The sequence below is a fragment of the Streptomyces sp. NPDC048295 genome (genome assembly GCF_040652135.1).
Lineage (GTDB): Bacteria > Actinomycetota > Actinomycetes > Streptomycetales > Streptomycetaceae > Streptomyces.
Genome location: NZ_JBEZLL010000001.1, coordinates 527481 through 545745, shown reverse-complemented (window position 1 = coordinate 545745; position 18265 = coordinate 527481). Strand labels below are relative to the sequence as shown.

16 protein-coding genes are annotated in these 18265 nt (G+C 71.0%); 7 read left to right on the top strand and 9 right to left on the bottom strand.

Annotation, left to right across the window (positions count from 1 at the left end; translation table 11 throughout):
* Positions 1-8: 8 nt before the first annotated feature.
* Positions 9-1433 (bottom strand): class II fumarate hydratase, encoded by a 1425-nt coding sequence (locus AB0D53_RS02375; protein WP_362438748.1) that lies wholly within the window; start codon positions 1431-1433, stop codon positions 9-11.
* A gap of 106 nt (positions 1434-1539) precedes the next feature.
* Here AB0D53_RS02375 and AB0D53_RS02370 point away from each other — a divergent pair, with 106 nt between their 5' ends.
* Positions 1540-3066, top strand: coding sequence for a ricin-type beta-trefoil lectin domain protein (locus tag AB0D53_RS02370; RefSeq protein ID WP_362438745.1), 1527 nt, complete (start codon positions 1540-1542; stop codon positions 3064-3066).
* A gap of 74 nt (positions 3067-3140) precedes the next feature.
* Here AB0D53_RS02370 and AB0D53_RS02365 read toward each other — a convergent pair whose 3' ends face one another.
* Both AB0D53_RS02365 and AB0D53_RS02360 read right to left on the bottom strand, forming a co-directional pair.
* A complete protein-coding gene (locus AB0D53_RS02365; RefSeq protein WP_362438742.1) occupies positions 3141-4442 on the bottom strand; it encodes a M18 family aminopeptidase in 1302 nt (433 codons plus the stop codon).
* A gap of 346 nt (positions 4443-4788) precedes the next feature.
* Complete coding sequence (locus AB0D53_RS02360) at positions 4789-6132, bottom strand: MFS transporter (protein WP_362438739.1); 1344 nt, start codon at positions 6130-6132, stop codon at positions 4789-4791.
* Positions 6133-6202: 70 nt separating this feature from the next.
* Between AB0D53_RS02360 and AB0D53_RS02355 the strand changes: the two genes are divergently transcribed.
* Positions 6203-7189 carry a LuxR C-terminal-related transcriptional regulator gene (locus tag AB0D53_RS02355; RefSeq protein ID WP_362438843.1) on the top strand — a complete coding sequence of 329 codons (987 nt, stop codon included), beginning with the start codon at positions 6203-6205 and terminating at the stop codon, positions 7187-7189.
* An 81-nt stretch (positions 7190-7270) separates the two neighbouring features.
* On the opposite strand, the gene AB0D53_RS02350 is transcribed toward AB0D53_RS02355, so the two are convergent.
* Positions 7271-8938: a fumarate hydratase gene (locus tag AB0D53_RS02350; RefSeq protein WP_362438736.1), complete on the bottom strand. Its 1668-nt coding sequence runs from the start codon at positions 8936-8938 to the stop codon at positions 7271-7273.
* A gap of 186 nt (positions 8939-9124) precedes the next feature.
* Between AB0D53_RS02350 and AB0D53_RS02345 the strand changes: the two genes are divergently transcribed.
* Positions 9125-9784 (top strand): DUF1707 domain-containing protein, encoded by a 660-nt coding sequence (locus tag AB0D53_RS02345; RefSeq protein WP_362438733.1) that lies wholly within the window; start codon positions 9125-9127, stop codon positions 9782-9784.
* A 256-nt stretch (positions 9785-10040) separates the two neighbouring features.
* Positions 10041-10424, top strand: a complete 384-nt coding sequence (locus AB0D53_RS02340; RefSeq protein WP_362438730.1) for a WhiB family transcriptional regulator — start codon at positions 10041-10043, stop codon at positions 10422-10424.
* Between the two features lie 142 nt (positions 10425-10566).
* On the opposite strand, the gene glpX is transcribed toward AB0D53_RS02340, so the two are convergent.
* Positions 10567-11598: a class II fructose-bisphosphatase gene (gene glpX / locus AB0D53_RS02335; RefSeq protein ID WP_124716631.1), complete on the bottom strand. Its 1032-nt coding sequence runs from the start codon at positions 11596-11598 to the stop codon at positions 10567-10569.
* Between the two features lie 141 nt (positions 11599-11739).
* Here glpX and AB0D53_RS02330 point away from each other — a divergent pair, with 141 nt between their 5' ends.
* Positions 11740-12258 (top strand): DUF4245 domain-containing protein, encoded by a 519-nt coding sequence (locus AB0D53_RS02330; protein WP_362438727.1) that lies wholly within the window; start codon positions 11740-11742, stop codon positions 12256-12258.
* A 202-nt stretch (positions 12259-12460) separates the two neighbouring features.
* Here the strand turns inward: AB0D53_RS02330 and AB0D53_RS02325 are convergent, their stop codons facing one another.
* From AB0D53_RS02325 to AB0D53_RS02310, 4 genes are all read right to left on the bottom strand, one after another.
* Entirely contained in the window at positions 12461-13051 is a 591-nt protein-coding gene (locus AB0D53_RS02325; protein ID WP_329818117.1) for a malonic semialdehyde reductase, read from the bottom strand.
* Positions 13052-13221: 170 nt separating this feature from the next.
* The gene (locus tag AB0D53_RS02320) at positions 13222-13485 is read right to left on the bottom strand and encodes an exodeoxyribonuclease VII small subunit (RefSeq protein ID WP_329818116.1); all 264 of its coding nucleotides are present in this window, start codon (positions 13483-13485) and stop codon (positions 13222-13224) included.
* Between the two features lie 67 nt (positions 13486-13552).
* Positions 13553-14764, bottom strand: a complete 1212-nt coding sequence (gene xseA / locus AB0D53_RS02315; RefSeq protein ID WP_329818115.1) for an exodeoxyribonuclease VII large subunit — start codon at positions 14762-14764, stop codon at positions 13553-13555.
* A 140-nt stretch (positions 14765-14904) separates the two neighbouring features.
* Positions 14905-16299: an APC family permease gene (locus AB0D53_RS02310; protein WP_362438722.1), complete on the bottom strand. Its 1395-nt coding sequence runs from the start codon at positions 16297-16299 to the stop codon at positions 14905-14907.
* 160 nt (positions 16300-16459) lie between these two features.
* Between AB0D53_RS02310 and AB0D53_RS02305 the strand changes: the two genes are divergently transcribed.
* Positions 16460-17440 carry a 4-hydroxy-3-methylbut-2-enyl diphosphate reductase gene (locus AB0D53_RS02305; protein ID WP_362438719.1) on the top strand — a complete coding sequence of 327 codons (981 nt, stop codon included), beginning with the start codon at positions 16460-16462 and terminating at the stop codon, positions 17438-17440.
* A 66-nt stretch (positions 17441-17506) separates the two neighbouring features.
* On the top strand, positions 17507-18244 hold the full coding sequence (gene ppgK / locus AB0D53_RS02300; RefSeq protein ID WP_362438716.1) for a polyphosphate--glucose phosphotransferase: 738 nt from the start codon (positions 17507-17509) through the stop codon (positions 18242-18244).
* Positions 18245-18265: the final 21 nt, after the last annotated feature.

Below are 18265 nucleotides of genomic sequence, written 5' to 3'. Positions count from 1 at the left end.
GCCGCAGGTCACGGGTGGGTCATGCGCAGCACGTCCAGGGCCTCGTCGAGCTGTTCCACGGTGAGGTCGCCGCGCTCGACGTATCCCGAGTCCAGGACCACCTCGCGGATGGTCCGGCGCTCGGCGAGGGACTTCTTGGCGACCTTCGCGGCCTCCTCGTAGCCGATGTACTTGTTCAGCGGGGTGACGACGGAGGGCGAGGACTCGGCGTACTCCCTGGCCCGTTCCGCGTTGGCCGTGATCCCGTCGACCGTGCGGTCCGCGAGCAGCCGGGAGACGTTGGCCAGCAGCCGGACCGACTCCAGCAGGTTCTTCGCGATGACCGGAAGCATCACGTTCAGCTCGAAGTTGCCCGCCGCGCCCGCCGTGGCGACCGTCGCGTCGTTCCCCGTCACCTGGGCGGCGACCATCAGCACGGCCTCGGGGACGACCGGGTTCACCTTTCCCGGCATGATCGACGAGCCCGGCTGGAGGTCGGGGAGGCTGATCTCGGCCAGTCCGGTGCGCGGTCCGGACGCCATCCAGCGCAGATCGTTGGAGATCTTGGTGAGCGAGACGGCGATGGTGCGCAGCTGGCCCGAGGTCTCCACGAGCCCGTCCCGCGCGCCCTGCGCCTCGAAGTGGTCGCGGGCCTCCGTCAGCGGCAGCCCGGTGGTGCGGGCGACCTCGGCGATCACGGCGGCGGAGAAGCCGGGCGGGGTGTTGATGCCGGTGCCCACGGCCGTGCCGCCCAGGGGCAGCTCGGCGAGGCGGGGGAGGGAGGCGCGCAGCCGCTCGACCCCGTATCTGATCTGTGCCGCGTAGCCGCCGAACTCCTGGCCGAGGGTGACGGGCGTGGCGTCCATCAGATGGGTACGCCCCGACTTCACGACCGTCGCGAACTCGGCGGACTTGCGCTCCAGGGCGGTGGCGAGATGCTCCAGCGCCGGGATCAGGTCGCCGGTGACGGCCGCCGTCGCGGCGATGTGGATGGAGGACGGGAAGACGTCGTTGGACGACTGCGAGGCGTTGACGTGATCGTTCGGATGGACCTCGCGGCCCAGGCGCTCGGTGGCGAGCGTGGCCACCACCTCGTTGGTGTTCATGTTGGACGAGGTGCCCGAGCCGGTCTGGAAGACGTCGACCGGGAAGTGGTCGTCCCAGCGCCCCTCGGCGACCTCGGCGGCGGCCTCCTGGATGGCCGCGGCGATCTCCGGGTCGAGCACCTTCAGCTCGGCGTTCACCTTGGCGGCGGCGGCCTTGATCCTGGCCAGGGCCTCGATGTGGGCCCGCTCCAGGCGCTGCCCGGAGACCGGGAAGTTCTCCACCGCGCGCTGTGTCTGGGCCCGCCACTTGGCGTGCGCGGGCACCCTCACCTCACCCATCGAATCGTGTTCGACACGGAAATCCGCGGAGCCCGCGGGGGTTCGTGCGCCGGCCTGTGACTCGTCCATCTCGTTCAACCTCCTGAAAAAGTTGAGCACTTGTCTTGTTCTGTCTATTCCCAAGTCGCCTACCGACCAGTAAATACCGGGGGTAACCACAACCCGGGGAGGCGCAATGAGGCGCACCAGGCACAGACTCCGCTGTACGGTCGCGGCCGCCGCGGCCATGGCGGCGGCACTGGGCGGCATGGCCGCCGCCGGACCGGCCGGCGCGACGGACCGGTCCGGTTCCAGCACTACCGCATCCACCCCCCTGTCGCCCGAACTGGAGGCCGTCCGCGCGGCGGAAGCCACCAAGCTGTACGGCGACCCGGCCGAGCGGCCGCTCGCGGAGCGCAAGACCGGGCTGATCTCGCTCGGCGACAGCGAGATCTCCGGCGAGGGCGTCGGCACGTACGAGGCCGGCACCAACGGCCCCGACAACTGGTGCCACCGCTCGCCCGACTCGGCCATCCACCGCACCGGCATCCCGGCGGACGTCACGTACAACGTCTCCTGCTCCGGCGCGTACACCGGCAACATCGTGATCGGCGGCTCGAAGCAGTACGCCGACGAGCTGGTGCAGAGCGACAACCTCGCCATCAAGGCCCGCAACACCCGCATCAAGATGATCGTGCTCGTCGCGGGTGCCAACGACGACCTCCAGTTCGGCCCGGTCATGACGGACTGCGTCACGCGCTGGGTGCTCTCCCAGGGCACCTGCGAGCCCAAGTACGACGGCGGCTGGCAGGCGCGCGTCGACGGGCTCGTCCCCAAGGTCGAGAAGACGGTGCGCGACCTGAAGACCGTCATGTCCGGGGCCGGCTACGCCGACAGCGACTACAAGCTCGTGGTCATGGGCTACCCGAGCCCCATCGGCCCGGACTTCTACGACAACCCGAACTTCCCCGGGAAGCTTCCCGGGGGCTGCGCCGGATACGACTCCGACGCCGCCTGGGGCCGCAACACCGCCGTGCCCGCCTTCGAGCGCGGCATGCGCAGGGCCGCCGCGGACACCGGGGCCGTCTACCTCGACAACTCCCGGCTCTTCCACGGCCACGAGGTCTGCAGCGAGTCCACCTGGGCCCGCGGTCTCTACATCGACCTCGGGCACTTCCCGCCGGACTCCAACTCCCTGCGGCAGTCCTACCACCCGAACGCCAGCGGCCACGGTGCCTTCGCGTCCTGCCTCACCCAGATCTACAACTCGAACCTGCGCGAGGCCGGCTGCGCCGACCCGGCGAGCACCGGAAAGCCGGTCCTGCAGGCCGGGGCGTGGGACGACCTGTTCAAGCCCCTGAAGAACGAGGCCACGGGCACCTGCCTGGACGCTCCCGGCTCGGTGACCCGCAATGACACGAAGGTCGGCGGCTGGGACTGCCACGGCGGCCGCAACCAGGGCTGGTGGTACGACTCCGGCACCAGGACCCTCCGTACGGCGCTGAGCCACGACCGGTGCCTGGACGTACCGGGTGCCGACTACAAGGCGGGCGCCACGCTCATCCTGTACAACTGCTCGGGCGCGGCCAACCAGCAGTTCGTGATGCAGTCGGGCACCGTGCGCCCGGCGGCCTCGACCGGGCTGTGCCTGACGCTGGCCGGTGCGAAGGAGCCGCTGAAGCTGCAGAGCTGCGACGGCGGCGCGCAGCAGCGGTTCGCGTGACGGGACCGTTCCACCGGCGTGTGGAGGGGCGGGGCGGCCGAGGCCGCTCCGCCCCTCCGGCCGTTCGGCGCGGATCAGCCGGACGTCATGAACGCGCCCAGCGCGGCGGCCAGATGACCGGGGTCGTCCGCCCCGCACAGCTCGCGCGCCGAGTGCATGGACAGCCCCGGCACCCCCACGTCGACCGTCGGCACACCCAGCCGGGCCCCGGTGATCGGGCCGATCGACGTGCCGCACGGCATCGCGTTGTTGGAGACGAAGGGCTGCCACGGTACGTCCGCCCGCTCGCACGCCGCCGCGAACACCGCCATGCCGGTGCTGTCGGTGGCGTACCGCTGGTTGACGTTGACCTTGAGCGCGGGGCCGCCGTTCGGCAGCGGACGGTGCTCCGGGTCGTGCCGCTCCGCGTAGTTGGGGTGCACCGCGTGGGACATGTCGGCGGAGACGCAGAAGGCACCGGCCAGGGCCCGCGACCAGTCCTCCGGGCTGCCGCCGCGGGCGGTGACCGAGCGGCTGAGGACCCGCTCCAGCAGCGGTCCCTGCGCGCCCGTCTCCGAACCGCTGCCGACCTCCTCGTGGTCGAAGGCGGCCAGCACGGGGATGTGCGCGGTCGCCCCGGCAGCGGTCGCCGCAGCCGTCAGGGCCGTGACGCCCGCGTGCACGGACACCAGGTTGTCCAGCCGCGCCGACACCACGAACTCCCGGTCCGCGCCCAGGTATCCGGGCGGCTGGATGTCGTGCAGCATCAGGTCCCAGCCGAGCACCTCGTCCGGCTCCGCCTCGGCGGCCGCCGCGACCCGGCGCAGCAGCGCACCCTCCTCGCGCTCGCCGAGCGCCCACACCGGGGCGAGGTGGCGCTGCCGGTCCAGCGCGAGCCCCTCGTTGACCGAATGGTCCAGATGGATGGCCAACTGGGGCACCCGCATCAGGGGTTCGTCGATCCGGACGAGCCGGGAGCCGGTGCCGCCGCCCGGGGTGCGCAGCGCGAGCCGCCCGGAGATGCCGAGGTCGCGGTCGAGCCAGGTGTTCAGCGGAACGCCGCCGTAGATCTCCACACCGATCTGCCGCCAGCCCGCGGAGGAGGTGTCGGGGGCGGGCTTGACCCGCAGGTTCGGGGAGTCGGTGTGGGCGCCGGCGATCCGGAAAGGGGTGTGCGCCGGGGCGCCCTCGGGGACGTACCAGGCGATCAGCGCACCACCGCGGGCGACGAAACTGCCGCCGGTCGTGCCCGTCCAGTCGTCCGTGCCCCGCAGTTCGCGGAAGCCGGCCTTCTCCAGGCGCTGGGCGGCACTGGCCACCGCGTGGTACGGGGAAGGGCTGGTGCTGATGAAGGACAGCAGGTCGTCGCTGTGGCTGCGGTGGGGAAGCGGCGTCATCGGGCGTCCGCCTTTCCGGTGATTCGACGGTGAGGGTGGAGGTGCCCGTGCCGGGCCGCCGGGTGCGGCGCGGTGCGGGTGGTGTTCGAGGCGGGGGCGGAGCGCTCCAGGAACGTCCGACAACCCACCAAAGCCGCCTGGTACGCCGCAAGTCCGCCGCGCGGTCCGCTGCGTGAAAGCGGCGGTGGCCCACCGGCCGCGCCGCGGGCGGGCTCCGAGGCGGGCGGGGGCGCGCCGGGAGTGTGCGGGGCGGCGTGACGGGCGCCCGGCCCCGCGCCGATCGCCCCAAGATTGGCTGAATAACGTCGTACCTGAATCCGGTGAATCCCGTGAATCCCGTGAGCCGTCACGGCACCGGCCCGTCCTGACCGGCGGCGGGTACACCGGCCCGCCCGCGCGGCCCGGACACCCTGATGAGGAACATCACCGCGACCACGACGGCCGCCCCGTGCGACCAGGCGACGACGGTCAGCGGGCTGTATCTGTCGAGTGCCGCCGCGACCAGGATCATGCCGACACCGAAGCCCAGGTTCTCGACGGTCGCGGAGAGCCCGAAGGCATGGGAGCGCAGACCGGCGGGGAGCGTCTGCAGATGGGAGGTGTACGAGACCTCCGTGAGCCCGTCGGCCGCCCCCGCCACCAGCGCGATCACCACGGTCGCCGCCCACGGGAACCCGGCGAACGCCAGGATGAACGCCCCCGACATCAGACAGGTGCCGTATCCGAAGCCCGGCGCGCCCACCGTCCGCCCGGTGCGCTTGACGTACCGCTGGATCACCTGCTGCGCGGCGACGTTCCCCAGCGCCCACAGACACCAGAACCCGCTGACGAACACGGCGGGGTGTGCGGCGTCGAGCGCGGCGGAGTGGACCGGCAGCGCGGCGTTGTGGGAGGACGAGCCGAAGGCGTCCACACTCCGCAGCACCACCATCAGACCGAGACCGGGCGCGGCGGCCGACGCGAGGAACGCGCCGGGCCGCCGCCACCGGCCCGGCCGCCCCTTCCGCGTACCCCGGCCGGAATCCCCCTGTGAATCCGGCCGGGTGTCCTTTCCGCCGCCCCCGCCCGGGACCGGCAGCAGTGCCACCGTCACGGCGCAGACCACGAAGGTGGCCATGTCGACCACGAACGCGGCGGTGTATCCGACGAGCGAGACCACCACGCCCGCGGAGGCGAAGCCGGCCACCATCGCCAGCGAACGCCCGGTGATGGAAAGGGAGTTGGCCCAGGATCGCCGGTCCTCGCCGACCATCTCCGGAATGGAGCTGCGCAGCGCCACCATGAAAAGCGTTCCGCAGCCGCCGACCACCACGGAAACGGCCGTCAACGCGGCCGTCCGCATCCCCTCCGGTGCGAAGACCAGCAGGAGCATCACCGCCGCCTGCGCCGCATTCGTCCACAGCATCACGCTCTTCGCGCGGAACCGTGCGAGAAGACCGCCCGCGATCAGTCCGGCGACAAAGCCGGACGCCAGACGCACGGCCATGAACAGGCCCAACGCGAGCGCCCTGCCCGTCGTCTCGTAGACGAACAGATTGAGCGCCACCATATTCAGGAAGGTGCCGTACGAGGACAGCGCGTATCCCGCGACGAGGAATCGATAGCGGCGCTCCGCGCGCGCCCGGCCGGCCTGATCGTTGTCGGGTGCCTGATTCGGTCGGCCGTCCGCCTGTTCGATGTCGTGCGTCACCGGGACATACTCACCGGGCATTCGCGTTCGCCCACGGCCGCGCGATTGCACGAATGTAATCTGCATGCTTGTGAAGGACGATCATTCCGGCCCACGGGCGTGCGATTGCCGCGAATCGTCGCCGGAGCGCGTCTGTGACCCGGCCCTCGCGGCCTACCGGCGCGCGCTCGCGGACGGAAGCCTTCCGGCGGGTGAGGTGCCCGGCTGTCTGAGCGCCCTGCATCTGATGGTGGCCGACCGCGACGTGCCGGGACGCCTCGTCCCCGTACCGCCCGAGACCGCTTCGTTCGACGTGCTCGGGCCCATCGAGGCGGCGATCGCCCGGCAGCGCCGCTCGCTGCGTTCGGCCCGCGCCGCCCTGTCCGTGTTCGAGGGCCTGTACGCCGACGTGCACCGGCTCGAACCGTCCGCCCTCACCCGGCTCTCCGGCGAGGCGGTCATCGGCAAGGCGCTCGAAGCGGGCGTCGCGGGCTGCCGCGAGGAGGTCCGCACCGCCCACCCGGGCGGCGGCCGTCCCGTGCACGTGCTGGAGGAGTCGCTGCCCAGGGATCTGCGCAATCTGCGGCGGGGCATCCGGCAGCGGACCATCTACCAGCACACTGTCCGCTCGGACCGTACGACGCTCGCCTACATCGAGCGGGTCACGACCGAGGGCGCCGAGGTCAGAACGCTCGCCGAGGTCGCCGACCGGATCATCGTCTTCGACCGGAACCTCGCGTTCGTCCCGTTCTCCGACGAGCCGCACCGGGCCCTGCGCATCCGGCACCCCTCCCTGGTCCGCTTCCTGGCCAGGCACTTCGACGAGGCCTGGGCCCGCGCGGTCCCGGTCCGCCCGGAACGGGTGCCGCTGCGCACCCCGGTCGTCACCTCCGACCTGCAACGGACCATCCTGCAGGGGGTCGTGGGCGGCGAGACGGACGAGTCGATCGCCCGCCGCCTCGGCATGAGCCGCCGCAGCGTCGCCGAGCACGTGCGCAGGGTCTCCGAGCAGCTGGGCAGCAACAGCCGGGCCCAACTCGGCTATCTGGTCGCGACGTCGGGCCTGCTGGAGGCATGAGAACGGCCCCGCGGGAGCGCTCCGGCCGGAACGCCCCCCGCGGGGCCGTGACGTCATGCGCGCCCCGTACGGCGCGGCGCGTCAGGCGAGACCCGGACCCCGCACCGGAATGCTGGTGAACGTCGGTGCCGGGGCGGGCTCGGTGAAGAAGTCGTTGCCCTTGTCGTCGACGACGACGAACGCGGGGAAGTCCTCGACCTCGATCCTCCAGACCGCCTCCATGCCGAGCTCCTCGTACTCGACGACCTCGACCTTCTTGATGCAGTCCTGCGCGAGCCGGGCCGCCGGGCCGCCGATCGAGCCGAGGTAGAAACCGCCGTGCGCGTCGCACGCGTCGGTGACCTGCTTGGACCGGTTGCCCTTGGCGAGCATCACCTTGGAACCGCCCGCCGCCTGGAACTGCGCGACGTAGCTGTCCATGCGGCCGGCCGTCGTCGGGCCGAAGGAGCCGGAGGCGTAGCCCTCGGGCGTCTTCGCCGGACCCGCGTAGTAGACCGGGTGGTCCTTCAGGTACTGCGGCATCTCCTCGCCCGCGTCCAGCCGCTCCTTGATCTTGGCGTGCGCGATGTCGCGGGCCACGACCAGCGGGCCGGTCAGCGAGAGCCGGGTCTTGACCGGGTACTTGGTCAGCTCGGCGAGGATCTCGTCCATCGGCCGGCTGAGGTCGATCCGCACGACGTCGCCCGACTCGTCCAGGTGCTCGTCGGTGGTGTCCGGGAGGAAGCGGGCCGGGTCCTTCTCCAGCTGCTCCAGGAAGACGCCCTCGGCGGTGATCTTCGCGGTGGCCTGGCGGTCCGCCGAGCAGGAGACGGCGATCGCGACGGGCAGCGAGGCGCCGTGCCGGGGAAGGCGGACGACGCGCACGTCGTGGCAGAAGTACTTGCCGCCGAACTGGGCGCCGATGCCGATCTTCTGTGTCAGCTCGAAGACCTTCTCCTCCAGCTCCTTGTCCCGGAAGCCGTGGCCGGTGGGGGAGCCCTCGGCCGGCAGCTCGTCGAGGTAGTGCGCGGAGGCGTACTTCGCGGTCTTGAGCGCGAACTCGGCCGACGTACCGCCGACGACGATCGCCAGGTGGTACGGCGGGCAGGCGGCCGTACCCAGCGAACGGATCTTCTCCTCCAGGAACTTCATCATGGAGGCCTCGTTCAGCACGGCCTTCGTCTCCTGGAAGAGGAACGACTTGTTGGCCGAGCCGCCGCCCTTCGCCATGAAGAGGAACTTGTACGCGCCGCCGTCGGTGGCGTACAGCTCGACCTGGGCGGGCAGGTTCGAGCCGGTGTTCTTCTCCTCCCACATGGTGAGCGGAGCCATCTGCGAATAGCGCAGGTTGAGCTTGGTGTAGGCGTCGAAGATGCCGTGCGACAGAGCCTCCTCGTCACCGCCCTCGGTCAGGACGTTCTGCCCGCGCTTGCCCATCACGATCGCGGTGCCGGTGTCCTGGCACATCGGCAGCACGCCGGCCGCGGCGATGTTCGCGTTCTTCAGCAGGTCGAGCGCGACGAACTTGTCGTTCGACGACGCCTCGGGGTCGTCCACGATCCGCCGCAGCTGCGCCAGGTGGGCGGGGCGCAGATAGTGCGAGATGTCGTGCATGGCCTCGGCGGCCAGGGTGCGCAGCGCCTCCGGGGCCACCTTGAGGAACGTACGACCGTCGGCCTCGAAGGTGGAGACACCCTCGGAGGTCACCAGGCGGTACGGCGTGGTGTCCTCGCCCAGGGGGAGCAGATCGGAGTACGCAAACTCTGGCATTACGGCCATTCCTCACTCGGCAGACAGCGGCTGACCTCCCTTGGGCAGCGCACCCACCAGGGTAGAACGCCGCACGGGTGCCGAAGTTGTGAGGTAAGGCTCAGTTCGACCGCCCGTGGAGCCGCCGACGCGGCGGGTAGGGACAGCCACTAGTCGCGATCTATCGCGTTTGGGTACGCTGGGCCGGTGGACCTCGAAAAGCAGCCCCAGCAGCAGGCGGCCCCGATGGAGCCGGCCGGTATCCGTGCCTCCGACGCGGACCGCGACCGGATCGCGGACATCCTGCGGGAAGCCATGGCCGAGGGCCGGCTCACCGCCGACGAGCACGCCGAGCGGGTCGACGCGGTCTACCGCGCCAAGACCGTCGGCGAGCTGGAGCCGCTGGTGCGGGACCTGCCCGCCCCGGGGGGCGCCGCCCGCACGGCCGCCCCGGGTGTCCACGGCCAGGAGGGCCCCACGGGCCCCGCCGAGAACCTGGTGGCGATCTTCAGCAGCTCGACCCGCAAGGGCCGCTGGCGGGTCGGCGGCCGTACGAACGCCTTCGCACTCTTCGGCAGCGTGGAGGTGGATCTGACCGAGGCGCTTTTCGGTCAGAGACTCACCGTCATCAACGCGACCTCCGTCTTCGGGAGTGTGGACGTCAAGGTCCCCGAGAACATCTCGCTGCGGGGCAGCGGCACGGGCATCTTCGGTAATTTCGAAGTCGCCACGCTGGAATCCGCGGACCCCGAAGCGCCGGTGGTCGTCGTCAACGGCTATTCCGTGTTCGGCAGCGTCGAGGCGAAGCCCAAGCGTGGGAAGTTCATCGCGGATCTCCAGGACCGGCTGCGCAAATACCTCGGATAGGGGCGCCGTTCCCCGGCGTGCTCCTCGCCTCATCTCCACTGCGTTCTTCGTCGCGTTCGTGACAACTGCGAGAACTCACGGAAACTCCTGCGAAACCGGACCGGCCCCGGCTATCCCCTTCGAAAACAAGCCAAATTCCCTGCCGACGGTAATTGCACCCCTGGAACCAGGTGCCACTCAGTGCATGGGCACGCGCACAGCGGGTAGGGAATGCTGCGTCGTCTCTCGCTCGCGAAGCCGTCGTCAGGAGTAGACCGTGCTGCAACTGCCGCATCAGCCCCTGCAGGTCGCCGTCGTCCCTTCCCAGCGCACCCCCGCGCGGGAGGACCAGTCCGGCCCCTGGCACTCGGAGGCGGTGTGCCGCCGGGACGAGGCCGGGCTGTTCTTCGCCCCGTCGAAGGAGCCGACTGCTGCCAGACTCGCGCGCGAGGAGTCCGCGAAGCGGGTCTGCGCGCGCTGCCCGGTGATGATCGAATGCCAGGAGCACGCGCTCATACAGCCGGAGCCGTACGGGGTGTGGGGCGGACTCACCGCCGCCGAGCGCCGTGTGGTGCTCGCCCGCCGCAGACGGCGCGAGGTGGAGCTCAAGGCCTCCTCCGCGTCCGCCTCCGCGGCGGGCCGCATCGCCGCGGCGGGCTGACCGCCCCCGGTGGCCCCGGGTGCGGCCCGGACCCGTACGGCCCCTTCATCGCGCGCACTGCCTCGACGGCGGCTACGTGAAGAGGCGCCCCCACCGCACACGGGGGGCGCCTCTTCGTGTTCCGCCTCTTCTGCCGCCGGACCTACTTCGCGCGGTCGAAGTCGATCGCGCTGTAGGCACGCAGCTTCGAGAGCCGGTGCGTGGAGTCGATCTTCCGGATGGTGCCGGACTTGGACCGCATGACGATCGACTCGGTGGTCGCCGTCTCCGCGCGGTACCGCACACCGCGCATCAGCTCACCGTCCGTGATGCCGGTCGCGACGAAGAACACGTTGTCGCCGCTGACCAGGTCGTCGGTGGACAGCACCCGGTCCAGGTCGTGCCCGGCGTCCAGCGCGCGCTGCCGCTCGGCCTCGTCCTTGGGCCAGAGCTTGCCCTGGATGACACCGCCGAGGCACTTTATGGCGCAGGCCGAGATGATGCCCTCGGGAGTGCCGCCGATGCCCATCAGCAGGTCGACGCCGGTCCCTTCGCGGGCGGCCATGATCGAGCCCGCGACATCGCCGTCGGAGATGAACTTGATCCGGGCGCCGGTCTCGCGGATCTCCTTGACGATGCCCTCGTGGCGCGGGCGGTCGAGGACGACGACGGTGACGTCCTCGGGGGCGGAGTTCTTCGCCTTCGCGACACGGCGGATGTTCACCGAGACGGGGGCGTTGATGTCGACGAAGTCGGCGGCCTCGGGGCCGGTGACCAGCTTGTCCATGTAGAAGACGGCCGACGGGTCGAACATGGCGCCGCGGTCCGCGGCCGCCAGTACGGCGATCGCGTTCGGCATGCCCTTGGCGTTCAGGGTCGTGCCGTCGATCGGGTCCACGGCGATGTCGACCTCGGGGCCGGTGCCGTCACCGACGCGCTCGCCGTTGAACAGCATGGGGGCTTCGTCCTTCTCGCCCTCGCCGATGACGACGACGCCGTTCATCGAGACGGTGGAGACGAGGGTCCGCATGGCCTTCACGGCGGCACCGTCGGCGCCGATCTTGTCGCCGCGGCCCACCCAGCGCCCCGCCGCCATGGCGGCGGCCTCGGTGACCCGGACCAGCTCCAGGGCGAGGTTGCGGTCGGGGGCCTCGGGGGAGACCTCTAGCTGGGACGGCAGATGATGCTCGGACATCGGAGCGCACCTTTCTGTACGGCGACGACCGGAAGAGGGTGCTGTGACTCTATCGTCAGGTCGACAAAATGAGCAGACCGGGTCACTTATGAGCGGCTGCCCCCGGGTCGGGCCCATCGGAGCCAATGCGACCATGGACCCGTGGCTAGCAAGCGAGGCAAGCAGACGGTGCGGGACATGTTCCTGTCGATGGCGGTCATCTCCGCTGCGGCAGGGGTTGTTTACATCTTCGTTCCGCACGACGAGAACGCCAACCCGGTCAAGGCGGTCGACTACCGGGTGGAGCTCCTGACGGCCCGGCGCGCGGCGCCGTACCCCGTGGCGGCGCCGGACGGACTGACCGAGAAGTGGAAGCCGACCTCGGTCAGCTACGACCGCAAGGCGGGCAACAGCTGGCACCTCGGTTTCCTCGACCCGGAGGGCAAGTACGTCGCGGTCGAGCAGTCCACGTCCCCGGCGAAGAAGTACGTGACCGAGGTCAGCCAGGACGCCAAGGACACCGGGCGTACGCAGCAGGTCGCGGGTGAGGCCTGGCAGCACTGGAAGGGCCCGAAGTACGACGCTCTCGTGCGCCACGACAAGGACTCGACCACGGTGGTCACGGGTTCCGCCTCGCCGGAGCGGCTGGCGGAGATGGCCGCCGCCCTCAAGACGTCCTGAGGCAGTCGCCGGGGCGTGCCGTCCCGGCGGCGGCGCGGTCCGTACGCGCGGGGCTCCGGAGTGCGGGCGAAGGCCCGGGAGTGTGCGCGCAGGTCCTGGAGCACGGGTGAAGGTCCGGGGGTGTGCGCGAAGGTCCTGGAGCAGGGGCGAAGGCCCCGGGGCACCGAGTGCTCCAGGGCCTTCCGCATGCGCGTGGCGACGGTCAGACGGTCGTGACGACCTCGTCGTAGGCGAGGCGCGGCAGACGCGGGAACCAGGCGTCCTCGCCCGGCTTGCCGATGTTGACGACCATCAGCACGTTGTGGTCGCCGTCCAGGAACTCCTTCTCGATGCCCGCGGCGTCGTAGCCGGTCATCGGGCCCGCGGCCAGGCCGGCCGCGCGGACGCCGATGATGAAGTAGGCGGCCTGCAGCGCGCCGTTCAGCGCGGCGGCCGACTCGCGGACCGGGCGCTCGGAGAAGAACGCGTCCTTGGCCTGCGGGAAGTGCGGCAGCAGGGCCGGGAGCTCCTCGTGGAACTCGTTGTCGGTGGCCAGGATGGCGACCAGCGGGGCGGTCGAGGTCTTCGGCTGGTTGCCCTCGGCCATGTGCTTCACGAGACGCGCGCGGGCGTCGTCGGAGCGGACCAGGACGACGCGCAGCGGCGACTGGTTGAACGCGGTCGGTCCGTACTTGACCAGGTCGTAGATCGCCTGGACCTGCTCATCGGTCACCGGCTCGTCGGAGAAGGTGTTGGCGGTGCGGGCCTCACGGAAGAGGAGGTCCTGGGCGGCGGGGTCAAGAGCGAGGGACATCGGTGCGTATTACCTTCCGGACGTACACGTGGATCGAGCAACGCGGACCACGGTAACGGAGAGGTAGGTTAACTTTCAACTAAAGTGGGGCGGAGTGATTCGTTCCACAGCGCTCCCGATCGTCGCCCTGATCGTTGTGGCAACGTCCGCGGCGACTGCCGGCGGAAGTCTCAGCCGTTGTCGGCCGCCGTGCCGCCGCTCTCCCGTGAGCCGTCCGGGCCCGCCAGGGCCGCGTCCAGCCGGGCGCGCGCGCCTTCCAGCCAGTGCCGGCACACCTTCGCCAGCTCCTCGCCCCGCTCCCAGAGCGCGAGCGACTCCTCCAGCGTCGTACCGCCCGCCTCCAGGCGGCGCACCACCTCGATCAGCTCGTCACGGGCCTGCTCGTAGCCGAGCGTGCCCGTGGCACCGGCCGCCGTAGTCGCGTCGTCCGTCATGCGTCCCACCCTACGTTCCGGCCCACCGGGGGCCATTGACCTCGTCCGCCCGCACCTTCGGGGGCGGTCACTCGCCGACCCGTACGGCGAACTCGCCGCCCGAGACCCGGGCCCGGAGCACCTCGCCCGGCGCCCCCGCGTCCTCGGGATCCCGTACGACATGGCCGTCGGCCCGCTGCAGCACCGCGTAGCCGCGCTCCAGCGTCGCCGCAGGTGACAGGGCGACCACCCGCGCCCGGGTGTGGGCCAGCTCCGAGTCCGCCCGGTCCAGCAGATGCCCCAGCACCCGCCGGCTCCGGCCGGTCAGCGCGTCGATCTCCGACGCCCGCTCGTCCACCATCCGCTGGGGGCGCTCCATGGACGGCCGGCCCAGCGCGTGCGCCAGCCCCCGCTCCTCGCGGTCCAGCAGCCCCCGTACCGTCCGCAGCGCACGGTCACGCAGCTGCCCCACCCGGTCCAGCTCCTCGCCCACGTCCGGCACGACCTTCTTCGCCGCGTCCGTCGGCGTGGAGGCGCGCAGGTCCGCGACCAGGTCGAGCAGCGGGGAGTCCGGCTCGTGCCCGATCGCCGACACCACCGGTGTGCGGCAGGCGGCCACCGTCCGGATCAGCTGCTCGTCCGAGAACGGCAGCAGATCCTCCACACTGCCGCCGCCCCGCGCCACCACGATCACGTCGACGTCCGGGAGGTCGTCCAGCTCCTTCACCGCCTGGACCACCTGATTCACCGCGTGCACACCCTGCACCGCCGCGTTGCGCACCTCGAAGCGGACCGCGGGCCACCGCCGCCGGGCGTTCTCCAGCACATCGCGCTCGGCCGCCGACGCCCGCCCGCAGACCAGACCGATCAGCTGCGGCAGGAACGGCAGCGGCTTCTTCCGGTCGAGCGCGAAGAGCCCTTCGGAGGCCAGCGACTTCTTCAGCTGCTCCAGCCGGACCAGCAGCTCGCCGATGCCGACCGGCCGTATCTCCGTGGCCCGCAGGGACAGCTGGCCGCGCGGCGCGTACCACTCGGGCTTCGCCAGGACGACGACCCGCGCCCCCTCCGTCACCACGTCGGCGATCCGGTCGAAGACCTGCCGGAAGCACGTCACGCTCACCGAGATGTCCTGCGACGGGTCGCGCAGCGTCAGGAACACCACCCCGGCGCCCGGCCGCCGCGACAGCTGGGTGATCTGCCCCTCGACCCAGACCGCACCGAGCCGGTCGATCCAGCCCCCGATGAGCCGCGACACATCGCCTACGGGCAGCGGAGCTTCCGCGGATGTCTGAAGAGCCATGCGAGCGAGCGTATCCGCCCCCGCCGACAATCAGGCCGCCATGAGGAAGGCCGGTCCGGTCCCTTCCTTCTCGGGCCGTACGCCGTCCCCGCCAACAATCGGGCCGCCATGACGAAGCACGGTCCGGCCGCTCCCCGAGCTCAGGCCGTACGCCGTCCCCACTGCAACGCCAGCACCACCAGCCCCACCCCGAACCAGCACACCCCCACCACCTGGGCGCTCCGGGTCGCCTCCACGATCACCGCGATCAGCACCCCCGCACCCACCACCGGCACCAGCACGTGCCGCCACCAGCTCGGCGGCCCCGCCATCCGGCGTACGGCGAACCAGCCGACCACCGACGCGTGCAGCAGCACGAAGGCCGTCAGCGCCCCGATGTCGACGACCGACACCAGACGGTCCAGCCCGTCGGCGCGCCGGGCCGCCCACACCGCGGCGATCAGCGTCACCGTCGCGGCCAGCAGGATCGCGAGCCGCGGCACCCCGGACCCCGGGTCGACCCGGGCGAGCACCCGGGGCAGCCGCCGTTCCCTGGCCATCGCGAAGAGCAGCCGGCCCGCGGCGGCCTGCCCGGCCAGCGCCGCGAAGGCCGCCCCGATCGCCTTGCTCACCGCCACCAGATCGTGCAGCCAGCCCCCGACCGCCGAGTCCACCGTGTCGTAGAACGCCGACCCCTGCGCGGCCGGATCGGCGGCCAGCTCCGCCGATGTCATCGGTTCGAGCAGCGCCGCCAGATACGCCTGCGCCACGAACAGCACACCCGCGAGCACCAGACAGAACAGCAGCGCCCGCGCCACCTTCGCCGAGCCCCCGGTCACCTCCTCCGCGAACGTGGCGATCGCGTCGAAGCCCAGATACGACAGCACCGCCACCGACACCGCCCCCAGCACCGCCGACGTGGAGAAACCGGAATCACCGGTGAGCGGAGTCAGCCAGCCGCGCTGCGCCCCGTCCTGTACGAGCACCACCACCGCCGACACCAGGAACACCAGCAGCACCACGATCTCCATCGCCAGCACCGCGAAACCGACCCGGGCGGCGGCCCGCACACCCCAGAGGTTGAGCAGCGTGGTGACGACGACGGCGAGCGCCGTCCACACCCACTGCGACACCGACGGCACCAGTGCGTTCAGCGCGATCCCGGAGAAGAGATAGGCGACCGCGGGGATCAGCAGATAGTCGAGCATCGCCATCCACCCGGCGATGAACCCCGCCCCCTCCCCGAGCCCCTTGCGCGCGTACGCGAAGACCGAACCCGCCAGCGGGACGACCCGCACCATCTGGGCGTAGCTGAACGCCGTGAACGCCATCACCACCGTCGCCGCCACATAGACCAGCGCGACGGCGCCGTCCGACTTCGCGTCGAGCGTGCCGAACACCCCGACGGGCGCCATCGGCGCGATGAACAGCAGCCCGTAGACCACCAGATCCCGGAAACCGAGCGTCCGCCGCAGCCTCCCGCTCTCCTGGTGCGCCCCCGTAGCCCCCGCCGTCTCCGCCGTCTCCGCGCCCCCACCGCTGCCGCTCTCCGACATGAGCCCTCCCTGGGAGTCGCGTACGGATCAGTCCCGCCGGACCGGATACGGAACAGTCGCGCCGGACCGCGTGCGAATCAGTTCCGCCGGACCGCGTCCGGATCAGTCTCGCCACCCGGCCGATCTTCCGCGCGTTCGACTCGGCCTTACGATGGGGCGCATGACTGCTACGACACCTCGCCGCGTCCTGCTCGCCGCTCCCCGTGGCTACTGCGCGGGCGTGGACCGTGCCGTGATCGCCGTGGAGAAAGCCCTGGAGCAGTACGGCTCCCCGGTCTACGTACGCCACGAGATCGTCCACAACAAGTACGTCGTACAGACCCTGGAGAAGAAGGGCGCGATCTTCGTCGAGGAGACGGCGGAGGTCCCCGAGGGCTCGATCGTGATGTTCTCCGCACACGGCGTCGCGCCGACCGTGCACCAGGAGGCGGCCGAGCGGAAGCTCGCCACGATCGACGCGACCTGCCCCCTGGTCACCAAGGTCCACAAGGAAGCCGTCCGCTTCGCGCAGGACGACTTCGACATCCTCCTGATCGGCCACGAGGGCCACGAGGAGGTCATCGGCACCTCCGGCGAGGCCCCCGACCACATCACGCTGGTCGACGGCCCCGAGGACGTCGCCGGGGTCGAGGTGCGCGACCCGTCCAAGGTCGTCTGGCTCTCCCAGACCACGCTCTCCGTCGACGAGACGATGGAGACGGTCGGCGCGCTCAAGAAGAAGTTCCCGCTCCTGATCTCGCCGCCCAGCGACGACATCTGCTACGCCACGCAGAACCGCCAGATCGCGGTGAAGCAGATGGGCGAGGACGCCGACCTCGTGATCGTCGTCGGCTCCAAGAACTCCTCCAACTCCGTCCGCCTGGTCGAGGTCGCCCTCGGCGCCGGCGCGAACGACGCCCATCTGGTCGACTTCGCCGAAGAGATCGACGAGGCCTGGCTGGAGGGTGTCTCCACGGTCGGCGTCACCTCCGGGGCGTCGGTTCCCGAGGTGCTGGTCGACGGCGTCCTCGCCTGGCTGGCCGAGCGCGGTTTCGAGGACGTGGAGATCGTGAAGGCGGCCGAGGAGTCCATCATCTTCTCGCTGCCCAAGGAGCTCCGCCGCGATCTGCGCGCCGAGGCCGCCGCGCTCTCGGAGCAGTAGCCCCGGGCGCAGGGACGTTCCGCTTTCGGGAAGTGGGCCGGGCGGCCTGCCCGTACCGTGGACTGCATGCAGATCTTCGGCGTGGACATCGGCGGATCCGGGATCAAGGGCGCTCCCGTGGACCTGGACCGCGGAGACCTGGCGCAGGAGCGCCACAAAGTACTGACACCGCACCCGGCCACGCCCAAGGACGTGGTCGAGTGCGTGGCCGAGGTCGTCGGCCATTTCGACTGGTCCGGCCCGGTCGGCGTCACCTTCCCGGGCGTCGTCACCGGCGGCGTCACCCGTACCGCGGCCAATGTCGACAAGGGCTGGGTCGACACGGACGCCCGGGGCCTCCTCGGCGACCGGCTGAACCTCCCCGTCACCGTGCTGAACGACGCGGACGCGGCCGGTGTCGCCGAGATGACGTTCGGCGCGGGCCGGGGCCGCAAGGGCACCGTGATCATGCTGACGCTCGGTACGGGCATCGGCAGCGCCGTCTTCGTCGACGGCCGGCTCGTCCCCAACACCGAGCTGGGCCATTTGGAGCTGAACGGCCACGACGCGGAGAAGCACGCCTCCACCAAGGCCAAGGAGGACGAGGAGCTGAGCTGGCACCACTGGGCGCACCGGGTGCAGAAGTACCTGACCCATGTGGAGATGCTGTTCTCGCCCGAGCTCTTCATCATCGGCGGCGGGGTCAGCCGCAAGGCCGACAAGTTCCTGCCCCTGATCGAGCACGTACGGGCCGAGATGGTGCCGGCGGAGCTGCAGAACAACGCGGGAATCGTGGGCGCCGCGATGGCGGCCGCGAGCCGCTGAGGGCCGTCGCCGCACGCGCCC